20 protein-coding genes and 1 riboswitch are annotated in these 19,744 nt (G+C 64.4%); of the genes, 9 read left to right on the top strand and 11 right to left on the bottom strand.

Annotation, left to right across the window (positions count from 1 at the left end):
* Positions 1 to 144: 144 nt before the first annotated feature.
* Positions 145 to 242, bottom strand: a riboswitch (SAM riboswitch).
* Between the two features lie 83 nt (positions 243 to 325).
* Positions 326 to 1,657, bottom strand: a complete 1,332-nt coding sequence (locus tag BH93_RS05370) for an LLM class flavin-dependent oxidoreductase (protein ID WP_371832084.1) — start codon at positions 1,655 to 1,657, stop codon at positions 326 to 328.
* 225 nt (positions 1,658 to 1,882) lie between these two features.
* Between BH93_RS05370 and BH93_RS05365 the strand changes: the two genes are divergently transcribed.
* The 4 genes from BH93_RS05365 (at position 1,883) to BH93_RS05350 (ending at position 5,268) form a co-directional block, all read left to right on the top strand.
* On the top strand, positions 1,883 to 2,221 hold the full coding sequence (locus BH93_RS05365) for a WhiB family transcriptional regulator (protein ID WP_371829197.1): 339 nt from the start codon (positions 1,883 to 1,885) through the stop codon (positions 2,219 to 2,221).
* Positions 2,222 to 2,341: 120 nt separating this feature from the next.
* Positions 2,342 to 3,100, top strand: coding sequence for an HAD-IIA family hydrolase (locus tag BH93_RS05360; RefSeq protein WP_155290891.1), 759 nt, complete (start codon positions 2,342 to 2,344; stop codon positions 3,098 to 3,100).
* Positions 3,100 to 4,173 carry an isochorismate synthase gene (locus BH93_RS05355; protein WP_037172106.1) on the top strand — a complete coding sequence of 358 codons (1,074 nt, stop codon included), beginning with the start codon at positions 3,100 to 3,102 and terminating at the stop codon, positions 4,171 to 4,173. Before BH93_RS05360 ends, BH93_RS05355 begins: the two co-directional genes overlap by 1 nt.
* 153 nt (positions 4,174 to 4,326) lie before the next feature.
* The gene (locus BH93_RS05350) at positions 4,327 to 5,268 is read left to right on the top strand and encodes a TauD/TfdA dioxygenase family protein (protein ID WP_037148901.1); all 942 of its coding nucleotides are present in this window, start codon (positions 4,327 to 4,329) and stop codon (positions 5,266 to 5,268) included.
* Between the two features lie 5 nt (positions 5,269 to 5,273).
* On the opposite strand, the gene BH93_RS05345 is transcribed toward BH93_RS05350, so the two are convergent.
* From BH93_RS05345 to BH93_RS05330, 4 genes are read right to left on the bottom strand one after another with little or no spacing between them, the layout of a single operon-like run.
* Positions 5,274 to 6,497, bottom strand: a complete 1,224-nt coding sequence (locus BH93_RS05345) for an O-succinylhomoserine sulfhydrylase (RefSeq protein ID WP_037172107.1) — start codon at positions 6,495 to 6,497, stop codon at positions 5,274 to 5,276.
* On the bottom strand, positions 6,494 to 6,907 hold the full coding sequence (locus tag BH93_RS05340) for a rhodanese-like domain-containing protein (RefSeq protein WP_037172108.1): 414 nt from the start codon (positions 6,905 to 6,907) through the stop codon (positions 6,494 to 6,496). Before BH93_RS05340 ends, BH93_RS05345 begins: the two co-directional genes overlap by 4 nt.
* Before the next feature lie 45 nt (positions 6,908 to 6,952).
* Positions 6,953 to 7,480, bottom strand: coding sequence for an Rv0361 family membrane protein (locus BH93_RS05335; RefSeq protein ID WP_037172109.1), 528 nt, complete (start codon positions 7,478 to 7,480; stop codon positions 6,953 to 6,955).
* Positions 7,481 to 7,514: 34 nt separating this feature from the next.
* Positions 7,515 to 8,375 carry a TauD/TfdA dioxygenase family protein gene (locus BH93_RS05330; RefSeq protein WP_032380198.1) on the bottom strand — a complete coding sequence of 287 codons (861 nt, stop codon included), beginning with the start codon at positions 8,373 to 8,375 and terminating at the stop codon, positions 7,515 to 7,517.
* Between the two features lie 295 nt (positions 8,376 to 8,670).
* Between BH93_RS05330 and BH93_RS05325 the strand changes: the two genes are divergently transcribed.
* Entirely contained in the window at positions 8,671 to 10,056 is a 1,386-nt protein-coding gene (locus BH93_RS05325) for an FAD-dependent oxidoreductase (protein WP_032380197.1), read from the top strand.
* A 101-nt stretch (positions 10,057 to 10,157) separates the two neighbouring features.
* On the opposite strand, the gene BH93_RS05320 is transcribed toward BH93_RS05325, so the two are convergent.
* Positions 10,158 to 11,027 (bottom strand): SMP-30/gluconolactonase/LRE family protein, encoded by an 870-nt coding sequence (locus tag BH93_RS05320; protein ID WP_242459121.1) that lies wholly within the window; start codon positions 11,025 to 11,027, stop codon positions 10,158 to 10,160.
* A gap of 55 nt (positions 11,028 to 11,082) precedes the next feature.
* On the opposite strand from BH93_RS05320, the gene BH93_RS05315 reads away from it, so the two are divergent.
* Positions 11,083 to 11,829, top strand: a complete 747-nt coding sequence (locus BH93_RS05315; protein WP_032380743.1) for an amidohydrolase family protein — start codon at positions 11,083 to 11,085, stop codon at positions 11,827 to 11,829.
* Between the two features lie 4 nt (positions 11,830 to 11,833).
* On the opposite strand, the gene BH93_RS05310 is transcribed toward BH93_RS05315, so the two are convergent.
* Both BH93_RS05310 and purT read right to left on the bottom strand, forming a co-directional pair.
* Complete coding sequence (locus BH93_RS05310; RefSeq protein ID WP_037172112.1) at positions 11,834 to 12,316, bottom strand: DUF456 domain-containing protein; 483 nt, start codon at positions 12,314 to 12,316, stop codon at positions 11,834 to 11,836.
* A gap of 24 nt (positions 12,317 to 12,340) precedes the next feature.
* Positions 12,341 to 13,477 (bottom strand): formate-dependent phosphoribosylglycinamide formyltransferase, encoded by a 1,137-nt coding sequence (purT, locus tag BH93_RS05305; RefSeq protein WP_197914645.1) that lies wholly within the window; start codon positions 13,475 to 13,477, stop codon positions 12,341 to 12,343.
* A 156-nt stretch (positions 13,478 to 13,633) separates the two neighbouring features.
* Here purT and BH93_RS05300 point away from each other — a divergent pair, with 156 nt between their 5' ends.
* Positions 13,634 to 14,710: a CaiB/BaiF CoA transferase family protein gene (locus BH93_RS05300; RefSeq protein WP_037172115.1), complete on the top strand. Its 1,077-nt coding sequence runs from the start codon at positions 13,634 to 13,636 to the stop codon at positions 14,708 to 14,710.
* Positions 14,711 to 14,811: 101 nt separating this feature from the next.
* Here the strand turns inward: BH93_RS05300 and yczR are convergent, their stop codons facing one another.
* A complete protein-coding gene (gene yczR, locus BH93_RS05295) occupies positions 14,812 to 16,293 on the bottom strand; it encodes a MocR-like transcription factor YczR (RefSeq protein WP_032380741.1) in 1,482 nt (493 codons plus the stop codon).
* 91 nt (positions 16,294 to 16,384) lie between these two features.
* Between yczR and BH93_RS05290 the strand changes: the two genes are divergently transcribed.
* A complete protein-coding gene (locus tag BH93_RS05290; RefSeq protein ID WP_037172259.1) occupies positions 16,385 to 16,909 on the top strand; it encodes a methylated-DNA--[protein]-cysteine S-methyltransferase in 525 nt (174 codons plus the stop codon).
* Positions 16,910 to 16,977: 68 nt separating this feature from the next.
* On the opposite strand, the gene BH93_RS05285 is transcribed toward BH93_RS05290, so the two are convergent.
* Together BH93_RS05285 and BH93_RS05280 are read right to left on the bottom strand one after the other, a co-directional pair.
* Positions 16,978 to 17,418: an LGFP repeat-containing protein gene (locus tag BH93_RS05285; protein ID WP_037172117.1), complete on the bottom strand. Its 441-nt coding sequence runs from the start codon at positions 17,416 to 17,418 to the stop codon at positions 16,978 to 16,980.
* Between the two features lie 164 nt (positions 17,419 to 17,582).
* Entirely contained in the window at positions 17,583 to 18,872 is a 1,290-nt protein-coding gene (locus BH93_RS05280; protein WP_032380192.1) for an adenylosuccinate synthase, read from the bottom strand.
* A gap of 163 nt (positions 18,873 to 19,035) precedes the next feature.
* Between BH93_RS05280 and BH93_RS05275 the strand changes: the two genes are divergently transcribed.
* A complete protein-coding gene (locus BH93_RS05275; protein WP_052064886.1) occupies positions 19,036 to 19,740 on the top strand; it encodes a hypothetical protein in 705 nt (234 codons plus the stop codon).
* The last annotated feature ends 4 nt before the right edge of the window (positions 19,741 to 19,744 follow it).

Here is a 19,744-nt window from a genome sequence, read left to right as displayed (position 1 = left end):
GCCGCAGGTCGAGCTTGTAGTTGAGTCACCGGAACCGCCGGGCCGGATGGGCAGCGATCATCGCTGTGTGCCTTTCGAGGAATTCGAGCTGTGAGTACGCGAATCGTCAAGCGTGCGTACAGGTACAGATGCTCATCAGCAGTGCCTCCATCGGTCCTGGCGGTAGCACCCACACCTTCGGCGAGGAAGGGGGTTGCTGCGACGTCATCGAGCCAAGGTCTCTCGGTCGCTCTGGATGGTGACAGGAATGTATAGAACGTGGGATTGAAAAGTCAAGTGCGAGTGTCACTTCGGGTTGAAATCACGATGATTTCAACCCTTGCCGTCAGAGCGATCGGCCGAATGCTCCCCGAAAGCGGGCGGCGGGATGCGCGTCGGGCAGGCGATCGACACCGGTCAGCTTGCGCCTGACGGTGCCGGTCTCGTATTCACGCTTGGCCAACCCCCGCTGCTGCAGGACCGGCAGTACGTGTTCCACGAACTCGACGTAGCTTCCGGGAAGGGTGGAGTTGATGACGTTGATCCCGTCGACACCGGCGTCGCGCCACTGTTCGAGACGATCGGCGATGGACTCGGGCGTTCCCACCACCCGGCCGCTCCGAGTCCGCATGTGCGCGAGATCGCGAACGGTGGGTTCTCTGTCGGTGATCGCTTCGCGAAGCCACGCCAACGTGCTCTGCGACCCCTCCCCCTGCACTTCGCCGATCGGGGTGTCCAGATCGTAGAAGCCGAGATCGATGCCGATTCCGCCGGCGGCATGCGCGATCATCGCCTCGTCGTCGACGAACTCGTCCAGCTCCGCTTCCTTCCGCCGCGCCTCGTCATCGGTGCTCCCGATGACGAATGACAGCCCCTGGTAGAACTCGAGATCGTGTGCCGCTCTGCCATTGTCGACCACCAGCCGCCGTGTGTCGGCAATCAGCGCCTGGGCGGCCTCGGGTGACGGGGACGCGATGAACTGCGCTTCGGCATTTCGGGCCGCGAAGCGTCGACCCGTCGGCGAGGAACCTGCCTGAAACAGCACCGGCGTGCGCTGCGGCGACGGCGCAGACAGATGCGGCCCTTCGACGCGGTAGCGCTTGCCCACGTGATCGATCGTGTGCACTTTGGAGAAGTCCGCGTGCACCCCGGTCTCCTTGTCCTGCACCAGAGCTCCGTCGTCCCAGGAACCTTCCCATAGCTTGTAGACCACCTCGACGTACTCGTCCGCCCAGGCGTATCGGTCCTCGTGCAGGGCCAGATCGCCGAAGCCGAAGTTGCGCCACGCGTTGGCCGACATACTCGTCACGATGTTCCAGGCAATCCGACCCTGCGACGCGTGATCGAGGGTGGACATCTTGCGAGCGAAGTTGAAGGGATGCTCCTGCAGGATCGACGACGTGATCGCAATGCCCAGATGTTCTGTCGCATAAGCGATCGCCGACGCAACTACGGATGGATCGTGGCTCGGGATCTGCAATCCGGACTCGACGAACTTGCGCGACGAGCCTCGGTGGTCGTTGTACAGGCCGACGACGTCAGCGAAGAAGATGAAGTCGAACTTCCCCTGCTCGAGCAGTCGGGCCAGTGAGACCCAGTGTTCGAGGGACGCGAAATTCGTCTGCTCTGCTTCCGGCCTACGCCACGCACCGTGCACGATGTGAGACGTGGTGTTCATGACGAATGCGGAAAACCTGAGCGGCCGAGTCATACCGCCACCATGCCACGAAGACACATGCCGGAACACCGCGCAGACGTCGGCAGCGCACCGAGCACAGCCCCTCGAATCAGCCTGATTTCAACCATTGCGTCGCGCCAACGACGCGGCGAGCCTTTTCGGTAGCGAATCGTTCTGTGTGGGCTGGGTCTCGCACAGCATCGACGAAAGGAATGGGTCGCCACGATGCCGAACAGCTCTGCCACGTCGAAGAACACCGCAATCGCCATGATCGAACGCAGAATCTCCTCCACCACCGAATCCTGGGACTGGCAGATCGACGCACTGTGCCGAGGCCAGGACTCGGAGATCTTCTTCTCCCCGTCGGGTGAGGGGCGAACGGCACGTCGCCAACGCGAGGATCGCGCCAAGCAGGTGTGCGCCGGCTGCGGAGTGCTCGACGCATGCAAACGGTTCGCGCTGGCAGCCAACGAACCGTTCGGAGTGTGGGGCGGAACGACTGCCCGCGAGCGACAACAGCACCGAGCCAACTCCCGACGTGCCGACGAACGGCAGGCGAGCTAGTAGCAGGAGTGAAGCCGGCGGAACGACCCGATAGTTCGGCAGTCGACCTTGCGGCTCGACCCGGTAGTTCACAATGGAAGGGTGAGCGAAACCGAGAAGCCCCAGCAGTGGACGTATCTGATGGACATGGACGGTGTCCTCGTGCACGAGGATCACCTGATCCCCGGTGCCGACACGTTCCTCGCCGAGCTGCAGGCCAACGAGATTCCGTTCATCGTGCTGACCAACAATTCGATTCGTACCCCCCGTGACCTGCGCGCACGTCTCGCGTTCACCGGTCTGGACATTCCGGAGAAGTCGATCTGGACCTCCGCTCTCGCCACCGCGACGTTCCTCGGCAATCAGCGGCCCGGCGGCAGCGCGTACGTCGTCGGCGAGTCGGGTCTGACCACCGCGCTGCACGACATCGGCTACACCCTCACCGACTCGAGCCCGGATTACGTGGTGCTCGGCGAGACCCGGACGTACTCGTTCGAGGCCATCACCACCGCCATTCGTCTCGTCGAGAAGGGTTCGCGCTTCATCGCCACCAACCCCGACGCCACCGGACCGTCCCGTGAGGGCTCGCTGCCGGCGACCGGTTCGGTGGCCGCGCTCATCACCAAGGCCACCGGTAAAGAGCCCTACTACGTGGGCAAGCCCAACGCGTTGATGATGCGGTCAGCTCTGCGTGCGATCGGAGGGCATTCCGAGAACACGCTGATGATCGGCGACCGGATGGACACCGACGTGCTCTCCGGTCTCGAAGCCGGGCTGCAGACCATCCTGGTCCTCACCGGTATCTCGACGATCCAATCCGTCGAGCAATATCCGTACCGACCGACCAAGGTCCTCGATTCCGTCGCAGACCTGGTGGGCCGCACTCAGAACCCGTTCTGATGACACTCGAATTCGTACTCTCCCGGCAGGATCACCACGTCGTCGGACTGGGCGTCCGGCACGCTTTTCCCGATGTCGCCGACGCGGTGGCCGCGGTGCGGGAGGGCCGAAACGTCGTCGGCGCAATCCCTTTCGACATGTCCGACGCCACCGCCCTCATCGAGCCGGATGAGTTCTACCGACTCGACGGGCCTTGGTCGACGGTCGATGCTCAACCGCCGTTACCGGCCGTGACCGTCACGCGCCAGATTCCCGATCCGGAAGTCCATGTGCAGCGAGTGCGCGATGTCGTCGAGCAGCTGAAAGCCGGTGTGGCCGAGAAGATCGTGCTCGCTCGGGCCATCGAAGTGACCGCAGATGCACCGATCGATCCCGCCTCCGTGTTGAGCGCACTGGTCACCCGAGATCCGATGGGCAACGGCTTTCTGGCGGATCTGTCGCCCGCAGGTAAGACCGGCACGCACATCGTCGGCGCGAGCCCGGAACTGTTGGTTCGCAAGCGCGGCAACGTCGTCACCTGCCATCCGTTTGCCGGAACGGCTGCGCGTTCCACCGATCCCGACGAAGAAGCACGTATCTCCGCGGCGTTGGCGGCCAGCGCCAAGGATCAGGCCGAGCACCGATTTGTCGTCGACGAGATCCGTGCTGCGTTGGAGCCGTATTGCGAGACGCTCGATGTGCCCGAGTCACCCCAACTCAGCAGCACTCCACAGCTGTGGCACCTGTCCACGCCCATCGTCGGCACCTTGGCCGATCCCGCGACCTCGGCGCTCGATCTCGCGCTGGCACTTCATCCCACCGCTGCCGTCGCGGGCGTTCCCCGAGCCGCGGCCATGGCTGCGATCGCGGACTTCGAGGGCTCCCGCGGCTTCTACGCCGGAGCCGTCGGGTGGACCGACGGCAGCGGCGACGGCGAATGGATGGTCACGATCCGCTGCATCGAACTCGCTGCCGACGGACTTTCTGGAACGGCCACAGCGGGCGGCGGCATCGTCGCAGATTCCGACCCCGACGCCGAACTGAACGAAACCACGGCCAAGTTCCGAACGGTACTCAGCGTTTTCGAGCACTGACGTCGCTTTCGGACACCGCTACCGATCGCCCGTCGCGTTGAGATCACGGTGAATCGAACTGTGTACATCGACGATCGACAATGGTCAGCTTGTTGAATTCCACACTGCACCGGCGCAATTCGGGCAGTTCTTCAACCAGCGAAAGGTACCGACATGTCGGTGGACACTCTTGTCGAGAATGACACAGCTCTGCGTGCAATCAAGATCGGCGGCAATCTCGGTGCCCGCATCGAGGGAGTACGACTCGGTGGCCACCTCGATGCGAACACCGTCGAGTTCGTTCGGCGCGCTCTGCTCGAACACAAGGTGATCTTCTTCAGCGGCCAGCACCACCTCGACGACGAAAGCCAGTATGCGTTCGCGGAACTACTCGGATCGCCGACCACTCCGCACCCCACGGTCACTTCTCGCGGCACCAGAACGCTGTCCATCGACTCCGATTACGGCAAGGCCAACAGCTGGCACTCGGATGTGACCTTCGTCGACCGCATCCCGAAGGCCTCGATCCTGCGTGCGGTCAGCCTCCCGGAATACGGCGGGAACACCACGTGGGCGTCACAGACTGCCGCCTACGCGCAGCTGCCGGATTCGTTGAAGGCGTTGGTCGACAACCTCTGGGCCACCCACTCGAACACCTACGACTATGCGGCGACAGCGGCAGAGAAAATTCAGAACTCCAAGACCGAGGAGTACCGGAAGGAATTCCAGTCCACCTACTTCGAGACCGAGCATCCGGTGGTGCGAGTACACCCCGAGACCGGTGAGAAGACTCTGGTTCTGGGCCACTTCGTGAAGAACTTCATCGGATTGTCGACCAAGGAGTCGCAGACGCTGTTCGATCTCCTACAGAATCGAGTGACAAAGCTGGAGAACACTGTTCGCTGGACATGGAGCCTCGGCGACGTCGCAATCTGGGACAACCGCGCCACCCAGCACTACGCCGTCGCAGACTGGGACGATCAGTACCGCCGCCTCGAACGCATCACCCTGGCGGGCGACGTGCCGGTACACCCCAACGGAGAGAAGAGCCGAGTGGTCGCAGGCGATGCCGCGCACTACTCCCTCATCGACAAGCCGGTACCGGTGACACTCTGACCCCGCTACTTCAGCGCCTGATCCAGGTCTCCGATCAGGTCCTCGGTGTCTTCGAGCCCGATCGAGATGCGCACGACGCCGTCGGTGATGCCCACTGCCGCACGACCTTCCGGCCCCATCGCACGGTGCGTGGTGGTGGCCGGGTGCGTGATGAGCGACTTCGAATCGCCCAAGTTGTTGGAGATGTCGACGATACGCAACGCGTCGAGCACCTCGAAGGCGCGCTTCTTGCCCTCTCCCTCGGGAGCATCGAGCTCGAAGGTCACGACGGTTCCGCCGCCCGACATCTGCGACTTCGCCAGCTCGTACTGCGGATGTGATTGCAGGAAAGGATATTTCACCCAGCGCACCGCCGGGTGAGCTTCGAGGAACTCGGCGATCTGCAGCGCGGAGTTCACCGAATGCCGCACCCGCACCGGCATCGTCTCGAGCCCCTTCAGCAGTGTCCAGGCGTTGAACGGGCTCAGTGCAGGTCCGGTGTGCCGCATCAGAGTCTGCACCGGGCCTTCGATGTACTCCTTCGAGCCCAGGATCGCCCCGCCGAGTACCCGGCCCTGGCCGTCGATGTGTTTGGTGCCCGAGTACACGACCACGTCGGCCCCGAGTTCGAGGCTGCGCTGCAGCAGTGGCGTCGCGAACACATTGTCCAACACCACCGTTGCGCCGGCAGCATGCGCCAGCTCGGAGACGCGCCGGACATCGACCAACGACTGCATCGGGTTGGACGGGGTCTCGAAGAACACCGCCGTCGTCGGCACCGACAGCGCCTGCTCCCACTGCTCGAGGTCTTCGCCGTCGACGAAGACGGTCTCGACGCCCCAGCGCGGCAGAATCTCGTTGCAGACCACGAAACACGACCCGAAAAGGCTACGCGCAGCGACCAATCGGTCGCCGGCCTTCAGCAGCGCACCGAGCGCGGTGAACACCGCGGACATGCCGCTGGACGTCCCGAAGCATGCCTCGGCACCCTCGATCAACCGCAGTCGCTCCTCGAACATCTTCACTGTCGGGTTGCCGTACCGCGAGTACACGAAATGATCGATGTCGCCGGTGAAGGCCTGCTCGGCCGCGCCGGCACTCTCGTACACGAAACCCGAAGAGAGATACAGCGCTTCGGCGTTCTCGTCGAACCCGGATCGCATCAGACCGCCGCGAACTCCCAGCGTTCCCTGACCGACACCTTCGGGTAGCGGCTTCTCGAAACCCCCACCTTTGGGAATGTTCGTCACGACTGCCTCCAGGGCAACCCGACTGCACGCCAACCCGTGGCTCCGCGGTGGCCGTCGGCGTCGGTGGCACCCTCGAAACCGTCGAGCACGTTGTAGGACGGGCCGATGCCCGCTGCCGTCGCGGCTTCCGCGGCACCGATGGACCGCTGACCGGAGCGGCACAGGAAGACCACCGGCCGATCGCCGTCCACCCCTGCGGCTTTCAGGTCATCGACAAAATCGGTGTTGCGCGCACCGTCGGGGTAGCTGACCCACTCGATCAGGTGCGTCGGACGGTCGATACCGGAGGTGTCCGGAACACCGACGTACTGCCACTCGGCGCGCGTACGAACATCCACGAGCACAGCCTCGGGGTTGCTCTGCAACAACTCCCAAGCCGCTTCCGGGGTTATGTCACCTGCGTAGGTCACTGGATCAGCCTTCCGTCACTTGCCGTTACATCACACATACCGAGATCAGACATTGCAGACCAGCCACTTGTCGTCGACGCGGACGAACTTCCACTCGTCGTCGGTCTGCACTCCGGATTTCTCTTCCTTCAGCGGGACGGTCACCCTGCCGCGGTCGCCGTTGACCTCGTACTCCGACGGCACCCCGTCGATCGACGTCTCGCCGTTGCGCTCGACCTCGCCTGCTCGATCGGTTCGGTACTGCGCATCGTCGCCGGGGACGAGCACGGCGACCTGATCGAAGCAGGTGTTCTCACGCAGGAGATCTGCGTCGCCGGAGTTCTGTGCCTCGAGGAATCCGTCGACGGCGTCGGTCAGTAGCTGCGCCTGCGTCACGTTGTTCTCCGCGGGAGCGAACTTCGAAGCCGCGAAGATACCGACGAGCAGAACGACGACGATGCCCGCGGCGATGATGAACGGCCACGCGTTGGGCGGACGCTGCTCACCGGAGTCGGCGGCCGCTTCGGAAGCGTTGTTGCGCGCTTCCTCACGACTGTCGACCCACTGCTGCCTACGTTCACTCCACGACGCCATGTAGGCAATCTTCCTCGATCCAACGGGCCCGGAACTACCGGGGTCCGACGGGAATGTCTCCGCGCAATGTGATGCGATGCATCTTGCGGTGCTCGGTGCCGTAGTCGCGGTTGGCGTAGTGCGAGGTGCTCCGGTTGTCCCACAGCACCAGATCGCCGAGACGCCAGCGGTGCCGCACGACGTGCTCGGGCTTGGTGAGGTGCGCGTAGAGCAAGTCCAGAATTCCGCGGCTCTCCGCCTCCGACACGCCCACGATGTGGGAGGTGAAACCGGGGTTGACGAACAGCCCCTTGCGGCCGGTTTCCGGATGAACCCGCACGACGGGATGTTCGACGGGGACCAGCGCGGTGACTTCCTTGCCGTCCCACACGTTGCCCTTACCGCCGCGCTTCTGCGCGAGGTAGTAGCCGAATTCGCGGTTGCCGTCGTGAATCGCGGTGAGCCCGTCGATCATTCGCCGTACCGGTGCCGAGAGGGACTCATAGGCGAGCTGGCTGTCGGCCCAGTTGGTGTCGCCACCGTGTGGGGGCAGGACGACGGGACGCAGGATCGACCCCATCGGCGGACGTTCCATGAAGGTGACGTCGGTGTGCCAGACGTCGGCGAACCCGTTGTCCTGACTGTCGAGCGCATACACCTCGGGGGCGACGTGGCCACTGTCGTGTACCGGGTGACCGGCGGTGAGGTCACCGAGACGGCGGCCGAATTCGACGTGTGCCGCGTCGTCCAACGTTTGCCCGCGCAGCACCAGAACCTTGTATTCGACGAGGGCTCGGCGCACGGCGTGGATCTGCGCATCGGACGCCGACGCGACGTCGAGGCCGATGACCTCGGCACCGAACGACGGGCCGAGCTTGTCGAGTGTGAGGGTGGCGGTCTGTTCCAGGGTGGTCATGTGTCCTCGAATCTGTGCACGGCGAGAGGGCTGGTTCAGGCAGCGCTGCCGTCGAGAGAGGGATCCCGTCCTGTTCAGGAAGGGGAAGGGCGTCGGGTCAGGTCACCGACAACACATGTTGGTGCAGGTACGACAGAAGTCGACGGTGAACCGTCGGACCAGGTATGTCGTCTGCACAGAGCAATTCCTACCGGAAACCGGGAAATCCGGCAAGTTGCCCACTGCCCCAGCTCAGGTTGTCCTTAATTTATGCTGGGGTGTCCGCACTTCCCTCGAAGAAGGTAGCTCGCTGCACATGACTGATCAGACTCGTCCACTCCGCGTCGCCATCGTCGGTGCCGGACCGGCCGGCATCTATGCCGCCGACGCGCTCATGAAGTCCGACCACAATGTCAGCGGACCGGGCGTGAGCATCGACCTCTTCGAGCGGATGCCTGCACCGTTCGGGCTCATTCGCTACGGCGTTGCCCCCGACCACCCGCGCATCAAGGGCATCATCACCGCCCTGCACAAGGTCCTCGACAAGCCACAGGTTCGCCTGCTCGGCAACATCGATTACGGCACCGATATCAATCTCGACGATCTGCGCCGCTTCTACGACGCCGTCATCTTCTCCACCGGAGCCAACGCGGACCGCGCACTGAACATCCCCGGCATCGACCTCGACGGCAGCTACGGCGCCGCAGACTTCGTCTCCTGGTACGACGGCCACCCGGATGTGCCGCGCACCTGGCCGCTCGAGGCCGAGAAGGTCGCCGTCCTCGGCGTCGGAAACGTCGCCCTGGACGTCGCACGCGTCCTCGCCAAGACCGGCGACGAACTGCTCCCCACCGAGATCCCGGCCAACGTCTACGAAGGACTCAAGGCCAACAAAGCCCTCGAGGTGCATGTCTTCGGACGTCGCGGACCGGCTCAGGCCAAGTTCACCCCGTTGGAGCTGCGCGAGCTCGACCACTCGCCGAACATCGAGGTCATCGTCGCCCCCGAGGACATCGACTACGACGAAGGCTCCGAGCAGGCCCGCCGCAACTCCAAGCAGGTCGACATGGTCGCCAACACCCTGCAGGACTGGGCCATCCGCGACGTCGGCAACCGCCCGCACAAGCTGTTCCTGCACTTCTTCGAGTCGCCCAGCGAGGTTCTCGGTGAGGACGGCAAGGTGGTCGGTCTGCGTACCGAACGCACCGAACTCGACGGCACCGGCAACGTCAAGGGCACCGGCAAGTACAACGACTGGGATGTCCAGGCCGTCTACCGCGCCGTCGGCTACCTCAGCCAGAACATCAGCCAGCTCCCGTTCGACGAGCAGGCAGGCACCATCCCCAACGAGGCCGGACGCGTCGTCGAGTCACCGCACTCCACCACTCCCGTCCCCGCCACGTACGTCACGGGCTGGATCAAGCGCGGACCCGTCGGCCTCATCGGTCACACCAAGGGCGACGCCAACGAAACCGTCGCGAACCTGCTCGAGGATGCGCCGAACTTCGCCGGTGCGGCCGAGCCGGATCTCGATGCCGTCACGTCGTTCCTCGAAGGCAAGCAGGTGCCCTTCACCACCTGGGACGGCTGGTACCGCCTCGACGCCCACGAGCGTTCACTCGGTGAGCCCGAGGGCCGCGAGCGCGTGAAGGTCGTCGAGCGTGAGGACATGCTGAAGGCCTCCGAGCCCGACAAGGCCTGAGCGGCTGCGCCGCATGTGAGCGTGGAGCCTGCGGGTCGTTCCGCAGGCTCCACTCCTGCCTCGTAGCCCACTACGAATTTCCGCTCACATGCGCGAAGCGCCTACACCCGAACCGCCAGCAGCTTTCCCTCCGTCTCGATCTTGCGCTGATGCTCGTTGAAATCCGGTGCAGCGCAGACGAACAGCGTGCGGCCGTCGGATCCGCCGAGTCCGCAGGCGAAGACCCCGAGGTCGAAGTCGAGCTGATCGAGCACCTCTCCACCCTGCGCGACGTGCAGCACCCGCTGACCCAGCGCATCGGCGATCCACATCGTGCCGTCGGTGTCGATGCAACATCCGTCGGCAGCCACTTTCACCTCGCCCAGAGCCGTTGCCATGTCCGTCGACGACGGCAGCTCACCGAACGTCGCCCAGTCACGCCGCTCCCCCAGTGACCCGTCCTCGGCGATGTCGAACGCACTGACCCGGTTACCGACCGTCTCGTCGACCAGCAGCTCACCCGAACCCGTGAACGCCATCCCGTTGGGGAAGTACAGATCCGATGCCACGACGTGTGCAGAACCGTCCGGGTCGACGCGAATCAGATCGGCCGTCTCGACGGGAGCGAAGTTCATCAGGTCGAACCCGAAATTCCCGATGTAGGCGCGGCCCTGCGCGTCCACGAGCATATCGTTGAGGTTCGCCGTCACGTACGTCGACAGGTCGGCGTGGACGGTCAGCGAACCGTCGTGCTCGCGCAGCAGCAGTTTGTAGTCGCGCATCGACACGATCAGCAACCGGCCGTCCGGCAACCACCCCAGGCCCGACGGCTGATTGGGCACCTCGGCTTCGACTCGCACGTCGGAGCCGTCCTCGAGGGCAGAGACGACCCGGTGCGAATAGAAGTCCGATACCCAGATCCTCCCTTCGTGCCAGCGCGGACATTCGAAATAGGTGTAGCCGTCGAGAACGACAGTGGTCTCCGGTTTCATGTTTCGCATTCAAACACCGCGACACCGGGCCGCGACGGCGAATCAGCGAGCTGGCATGCTGAGACCCGTGTTCGACGCCCACTTGCACATCATCGACCCCCGTTTTCCGCTGATCGAGAACCACGGGTTCTTGCCCGATCCCTACACGGTCTCGAATTATCTGTACGACGTGGACGGGCTCGGCATCACCGGCGGTGCGGTGATCTCGGGATCGTTTCAGGGCACCGACCAGAGCTACCTGCTCGCTGCTCTGGAGACCCTCGGGCGCGGCTGGGTGGGCGTCACCCAGATCGATCCGGACTGCTCCGACGAGGACATCGTCGCGCTCGACGACGCGGGCGTGCGCGGTATGCGCTTCAACCTCAAACGCGGCGAGACGGATGTCGAGATGCTCACCACCCAGGCACGTCGCGTGCACGAACTGGTCGGGTGGCATGCCGAGCTGTACGTCGATGCGTCCCTGCTGCTCTCGCTCGAACCCATCCTCGCGAAGTTGCCGGCGGTGAGCATCGATCACCTGGGCTTGTCCACTCAGGGTCTGCCGTACCTCCTGAACCTCGTCGACCGCGGGGTACGCGTCAAGGCAACCGGATTCGGCCGAGTGGATCTCGACATCGCCGACACACTGCAGCAGATCCATCGAGTCAACCCCGCGGCGTTGATGTTCGGCACCGATCTGCCGGGCACCCGTGCCCCACGCCCGTTCTCGGAGAACGACATCGACATCATCACCCACGCCGTCGGCGGCGACCTACCCGCCGTGCTCGACGGTAATGCCCGGGCTTGGTATCGGGTCCCTTAGGCCCTCAGACGAGTACGGCTCCCCCGAGCCACACCGCTGAGGCGAGCAACGCGCCGAACAGTTCCACCAGGATCGACAACCCCGCGGCCTTGGTGGCGTGCACGGTCGATCGCCAGGCCTCGGAATGGCTGCGGTGCCTGGGCACTTCGGCCACGTAGACGCCTGCGATGAAACCGATGAAGAGCCCGACGACGGGGATGACGAAAAATCCGACGATGCCGAGCAGGCCGCCGACCACCAGCGATCGCATCGGCACGCCCGCCTCCCGCATGCGACGGCCCGGCCAGGTGTATTTCACGACGCCGCTCAGCACCAGCAATAGCGTCACGATCGCGAACACCGTCCATGCGGCCGCTCCGCCGGTGAGCCACGCCCACACCGCGACCGCCGCGAAGATCAAGATTGTGCCGGGCAGAATCGGGACGACGATGCCGACGAGGCCGACCAGAATCACCAGGCCGACCAGGACTTCTCCGAGCGCGCTCATGAGCTCAGTGTGCCCTGTGCCGGGTCAGACGACAGGACGAACCTTGCCTGCCGCCTCGCGGGCCCGGCTCCGCGCCGTCTCGATGTCCGACGCGGTCGACACCGCGACACCCATCCGGCGCCGGACGAAACTCGTCGGCTTGCCGAACAGGCGCAGGTCGGTCTCGGGAACCGACAACGCATCGGCGACGCCTTCGAAGGAAATGCCGTCCGCATCGACACCGCCATAGATCACGGCCGACGCGCCGGGCGAGAGCAGCGTCGTGTCGATCGGCAGACCGAGCACGGCGCGGGCATGCAGCTCGAACTCCGAGAACCGTTGCGTCCGAAGCGTTACCAGACCCGTATCGTGCGGCCTGGGGCTGACCTCGGAGAAGTACACGGTGTCGCCCTGAACGAACAACTCGACACCGAACAGCCCGCGCCCACCGAGCGCCGTCGTGATGCGCTCGGCGACGTCGCGGGCACCGGCGAGGGCCGCGTCGGACATCGGCTGCGGCTGCCAGGATTCGATGTAGTCGCCGGATTCCTGCAGGTGGCCGATAGGCTCGCAGAAGAAAGTTCCGTCGACGGCTCGCACGGTGAGAAGTGTTATCTCGTAATCGAAGTCGACGAATCCCTCGACGATGACGCGGCCGAGGTCGACGCGACCACCCTTCAGTGCGTACTCCCAGGCCGCCTCGACATCGGCTTCACTGCGAACAACGGACTGACCCTTGCCCGACGACGACATGACCGGCTTGATGACGGCCGGAAAACCTATGGTGGACAGCGCTTGTCGAACGTCGTCCAGCGAATCGGCGAATGCGTAAGGCGAGGTCGGCAGCCCGAGTTCCTCGGCTGCCAATCGCCTGATGCCCTCGCGGTTCATCGTCAACTGCGTCGCCCGAGCCGTGGGAATCACCACGCTTCGGCCTCGGGCTTCCACCTCGGCGAGGGCGTCGGTGGCAATGGCCTCGATCTCCGGAACCACGAAGTCGGGCTGCTGCGAATCGATCAGCGCCAGAAGCTCTTCCGGATCGCTCATGTCGATGGTGAATGCGTGGTGGGCCACCTGATGGCCGGGAGCATTGTCGTAGCGATCGACGGCGATCACCTCGACACCGAGGCGTTGGAACGCGATGATGACTTCTTTGCCCAGCTCACCTGAGCCGAGCAGCATGACCCGGGTCGCGCCGGGAGTCAGTGGAGTACCGATGCGGACGGGATCTGGGGCAGTCACAGCCCTATTATCCACACCCACATTACTTGGACGACCTAGTACAAGTTAGTCTCCATTCACAATTGCAGCGCACAACGTCGGAACGAGGCAATCAACGTGTCGAACACTGGTGGACCGCTCGCGGGGCTCCGCGTCGTCGAACTCGCAGGAATCGGGCCCGGCCCGCACGCGGCACTGCTGCTGGCAGACCTCGGCGCAGACGTCGTGCGCGTGCAACGCGCCGGACAGGTCTCTCCCCACGACCACCAGCTGCGCAGCCGCACCATCGTCGAGGCGAACCTCAAGGACCCGGCCGACATCGAGAAGGTTCTCGGCCTCGTCGAGCGCGCCGACGTGCTGATCGAGGGATTCCGCCCCGGTGTCACCGAACGCCTCGGCCTCGGACCCGACGACGCCCTTGCCCGCAACCCGCGCCTGGTCTACGGCCGCATGACCGGCTGGGGTCAGGAAGGCCCCTGGGCCCAGACCGCAGGCCACGACATCAACTACATCTCCGTCACCGGGGTGCTCAACGCGATCGGCCGTGCGGGCGAACGCCCGGTGCCGCCGCTGAACATGGTCGGCGACTTCGGCGGCGGCTCGATGTTCCTCGTCTTCGGCATCATGGCGGCGCTCTACGAGCGACAGAACTCCGGGCAGGGCCAGGTGGTGGACGCCGCCATGGTCGACGGCACCGCCGCACTCTCGCACATGATCTGGTCGTGGCGCGGAGTCGGAGCCTGGAGCGACGACCGCGGCACCAACCTTCTCGATACCGGCGCACCGTTCTACGACACCTACGAGACCTCCGACGGCCAGTACATGGCAGTCGGCTCGCTCGAGCCGCAGTTCTACGCTCAGCTCCTCACCGGATTGGGCCTCTCCGATGCAGACCTGCCGTCGCAGATGGACAAGTCGCGCTGGCCGGAACTGCGCGAGAAGTTCACCTCGACGTTCCTGACCAAGACCCGTGACGAATGGGCCACGATCTTCGACGGCACCGACGCGTGCGTGTCGCCGGTCCTCACCTTCGCCGAGGCCCCGAACCACCCGCACATGAAGGATCGAGACTCACTCATCGACGTCGGCGGCGTCACGCAACACCGTCCGGCACCGCGGTTCTCCCGCACCGAGAACGGAGTCCCGACGCCACCGCCCGCCGCCGCTACCGACATCGCGTCGGTCTGGGCGTAACCGTCTGCGCCGAACTCGAAGTTGTGGACAATTTTCGGGTGATTTCCATCCATAACTTCGAGTTCGCGGTCAGAACACCAGCCGCTCAGAACACCAGCCGCTCAGAACACCAGGGCCGGCTGCTCCGCTTCGGCGCTCGGGGCCAAGGCTCGATATGCCGCGGCCGTCGCCGCAACAGCGGCCCGAAGTTCTTGCGGCTCACGGGTGTACGGCAGCCTGAGGTAGCGCTCGAAGGCACCCTCCACGCCGAATCGTGGTCCCGCTGCCAACACCGCTCCGAATGCGGGAGCCGTGGCGGCCAACGCACTCGATACCGGAGCGGGCAGCTGCAACCAGAGCGACATGCCACCCTCGGAACGGCGATAGCGCCAGTCCGGAACATGTTCGGCCAGAGCATCTTCGAGAATGTCCCGACGCTCACGCAGTTGGGACCGACGCAGATCGAGGGCCGGTTCCGCGTCCTGAAGCAGAAACGACGACGCCAACTGGTCCATGATCGACGTACCAAGGTCGTGTGCTGCCCGGGAGCCCGCGAGCTGTGAGACCAGGGACGGGTGTGCCCTGATCCACCCGATGCGCAGGCCACCCCAGAACGACTTGGACGCCGAACCGATCGTGACGATATCCGAACCGGAGACCCGCCCGAACGATGCGACCGGCGGTGGCGGCGGCGCGTCGAGCCACAGGTCCACCATGGTCTCGTCGACGATGAGCGTCATTCGGGTGTCGCGGGTGATGCGCGCGAGTTCGGCCCTGCCCTCGGCACTGAGCACCTGCCCGGTCGGGTTGTGGAAGTCCGGAATCAGATATGCCACCTTGGCTGCCGTTTGTCTTGCCGCGCTGCGAATTCCGTCGAGATCCCAGTCGCCGTCCGCGGGGCGCACCGGCACCGGCACGGGTCGCGCACCCACTCGCCTGATGGCCTCGAGCGCGTTGGGATACGTGGGGTGATCGATCAGGACGCGATCGCCGGGCGAGGTCAGCGTGCCCAGCAGAAGCCGAACTGCCTGCTGCGCACCGGAGGTGACCATGATCTGATCCGCGGTTGTTGGCAGTCCACGTTCGACGAAGCGCTGTGCGATGGCCTCCCGCAACACCGCCAGACCGATGGGCTCCATACCGTGCGTCGGCAGATACGCCGGAAGTGCTTGCAGCGCAGACTCGTACGCGGCCGTCATAGTGCCGTCCGCGGCCGACATCGCCGCGTGAGACATGTCCACCACCGGACCCGACGGCGACGTCGATTGAATCAGTAGCCCGTTCGGGCTGGGGGCAGAGGGCAGAGCGACCGTACTGCGTGAGCCCTGCTTGCTGATGAGATACCCCTCGTCACGCAGCACGGAATACGAGGAGGTGATCGTCGTGCGGCTCAGGTCGAGAGCAGCAGACAGATCGCGTTCGCTCGGCAGCCCTACGCCGAGCGGAATCCGGCCGTCGTGAATCAGCAGACGCACGCCGTCTGCCAACGCGCGATACGTCGGACGCGAGGCCTTGCGCTTGCCGGATCCATCCGCGGAGGCGTCGGCGCGCCAGCTACCGAGATCGCGGGCCAGTGACGTTGCATTGAGAACTCTCGAGGCCATGCTCCCCAGTATTCGCGCACTGGCATCGAACATTCAAGTCCATTCGCCGATCAACTGGACTGCTCCGGGGCGACGGGTGGATACTGGATCCATGCCGAGCAGCACGCTCTTCGACACCGCCATCGGACGCTGCGGTATCGCGTGGACCGAGGACGGAATAGTCGCCGTTGCGTTGCCCGAACCGTCGGACGAGGCAATGGAGGAGTACCTGGCCGGCTTCGGCGCTGCGCACGGGCAGGTAGATGCACTTGCGGCCGATGCAATCCACCGAATTGTCGGCCTGCTGGGCGGACGTACCGTCGATATGAGGCCGATTCCGCTGGTTCTCGACGTCTCCGAGTTCGACGCCTCGGTGTACACCGTGTGCAGCGAGATTCCCCGGGGCTCGACCCTCACCTACGGCGACATAGCCCGCCGACTCGGCCATCCCGGTGCGGCCCAAGCGGTAGGCGGAGCACTCGGCCGCAATCCCGTGCCGATCATCGTCCCGTGCCATCGAGTACTCGGCGCGGGCACGGAAGTCGGAGGCTTTTCGGCACCGGGCGGAGCGAACACCAAACAACGAATTCTCGGCATCGAGGGAGTACCGGGGTTCGACGAGCCGACACTGTTTTGAATTATCGCGGTGGTAATTCAGACTCCACGACCGGATAAATGGCTCGAAACAGGGAAGAGGAATAGTTTTCAGGCAGAAACTTCCAGCGAAGAAAGAGGGCCGTCGACTGCCGATACCAATACAGCGTCCGGTCCGGGGCTGACGTCCGATTCATCCGATCGACCACCGATGGTGAACGCACCCACTTCCGGCAACCAGCCGATGGCCCCACGCTGAAAAAGGTTGTATCTACCGGAACCGGTGGGTGTCGGACGCTCGTTGCTGATCGGATAGCCAAGTGCGCCATAGGGTCCCCCATGTCCCAGGTACCAGTCCAGGATGGGACCGTGCACCTCGTGCGCGCCACCTTCGGGTAGCGCGAACACGGTGGCGTGCGTGAAATCGAGCATTCCCCCACCTTCGGGCCCGAGCATGAATTCACCGGTCTGCGCACCGATCCAGGGATGTTCGTAAGCGAACCGATCGAATTGGTAGCCGAAAACTTCCAATCCGTTGTAATTTTCAGTCATCGCCCGACCTTCCTTCGCCCAACCTGGTCGCAATTATCCACGCCGATGAGTGGCGGCGCCCTCCAATTTCGACATATATGTGAATGAGCGCTATTCGAGTGCGCTCGGGAAAGAAGAAGACCCCGAGGCGTTGCGCCTCGGGGCCTGTCATTTCACCGAAATGTCTACCGCAGAATGTCCCGGCGAACGATGGTTTCGTCGCGGCCCGGTCCGACGCCGATGCACGACATGTACGCACCCGACAGCTCTTCGAGACGCAGGACGTAGTTCTGCGCGTTGATCGGCAGTTCCTCGAACGTACGGGCACCGGAGATGTCTTCCCACCAACCGGGCATCTCTTCGTAGATCGGCTTCGCGTGATGGAAGCCGGTCTGCGTCATCGGCATTTCGTCGTGCCGCACACCGTCCACGTCGTACGCAACGCAGATCGGCACCGTGTCCAGGCTGGACAGCACGTCGAGCTTGGTCAGGAAGTAGTCGGTGATGCCGTTGACGCGGGTGGCGTATCGCGCGATGACGGCATCGAACCAACCGGTGCGCCTGGCGCGACCGGTGGTGACGCCCACCTCGCCGCCCTGCTTGGCCAGGTACTCGCCGTGATTGTCGAACAACTCCGTCGGGAACGGACCCGAGCCGACACGCGTCGTGTAGGCCTTCAGGATGCCGAGCACGGTCCCGATCTTGTTGGGGCCGATGCCGGAGCCGACCGATGCGCCTCCCGCCGTCGGATTCGAGGACGTGACGTAGGGGTACGTGCCGTGATCGACGTCGAGCAGCGTGCCCTGCGAGCCTTCGAGCAGAATGGTCTCGCCGCGCTCGAGCGCCAGGTTCAGCTGCAGCCTGGTGTCGGTGATGCGGTGCTTGAAGCCCTCTGCCTGCTCGAGCACCTCGTCGACAACCTGCTGTGAATCCAACGCCCGCCGGTTGTAGATCTTCGAGAGCACCTGGTTCTTGAATTCGAGTGCGGCCTCGACCTTCTGGGTCAGAATCTTCTCGTCGAGCACATCGGCCGCTCGGACTCCGACGCGGGCGATCTTGTCCTGGTAGCAGGGCCCGATACCGCGCCCGGTGGTACCGATCTTCTTGGCACCGAGGAAACGCTCGGTCACCTTGTCGATGGCCACGTGGTACGGCATGATCAGGTGCGCATCGGCGCTGAGCAGCAGGTTCGAGGTGTCGACGTCGCGCTTTTCCAGCCCGTCGAGCTCGGTCAGCAACACACCGGGATCGACGACGACGCCGTTGCCGATGACGTTCTTCACGCCCGGCGTGAGGATTCCCGACGGGATCAGATGGAGCGCGAACTTGTCGCCGTTCGGAAGCACAACGGTGTGCCCGGCGTTGTTTCCGCCCTGGTAACGAACGACCCATTGAAGGCGTTCGCCGAAAAGGTCGGTGGCTTTGCCTTTGCCCTCGTCGCCCCACTGGGCGCCGATCAGGACTATCGCCGGCATGTGCTCTCCTACGTTGCTTTCGTGCGAGGACGTGCTGCAGATTTGCTCGAACGAATGCAGCAGTCACCATTTGTCGCAGGCGCGACAGTGGCCGGGAGAACAGTCTAGCCGAGCCGGTGAGCTGGCCCGCATGCCGCTACGGTGGAACCGAAACGAGGGCACTATGGTCGTGACGAGGTTCGACCGAAGACCGAGGAGCGCCGTGACACCGTTCGTTCTGCACTGCGGAAGTCCGCTGCTGCCGATCGCGCTGACCGACGTCCCGCTGCGTAGCGCCGATGCCGTACCGACCGACGACGACTGCAGCGCTCTCTTCTCGGACATCGAATCCGCTCCCGCACCCCGCATCATCGTCCTGGGCGACGACGCTTCCCTGGCCGCAGTACTGACCCGACTGATGCGTACCGACCGCCTGCACGTCGAAGTCGCCTTCGTACCGGAGACCGCGACCAACGCAGCCCACATCTACAAGCTCGGTACCGGATCGCGCGCCGCCAAAGTGGCGCTCACCGGGACGGCGTCGAGCACACCCCTGATTCGCGACGACGCGGGCAAAGCCGTCGTCGGTCGGGCGCTCCTCGGCGGTGCCGACGGAGCGGAACTCGAGGGCGAGGCCTACGTCGACGACACTCGCCTGTTCTCCGGCGTCGTACCCGGCGTCGAGGTGGCACCCACCCCGGAGCTGCCGGGTCTACGCGCGCGAGTGATCGGCCGTCGACGTCTGCTGCCCCGCCGCTGGGTGAGCGGGCGCGCGATGCAACTCGGCTCCCCCGCAGCTCAACTGATGCGCGACGGCATCGGCGGCGACAGAACGGTGAAGAGATCCACGTTCTACCGCCACGATCAGGAGTGGTTGCTGGTCCGATGACCGT

This window comes from Rhodococcoides fascians A25f, from assembly GCF_000760935.2.
GTDB lineage: Bacteria > Actinomycetota > Actinomycetes > Mycobacteriales > Mycobacteriaceae > Rhodococcoides.
This window is presented reverse-complemented; position numbering and strand designations above follow the sequence as displayed.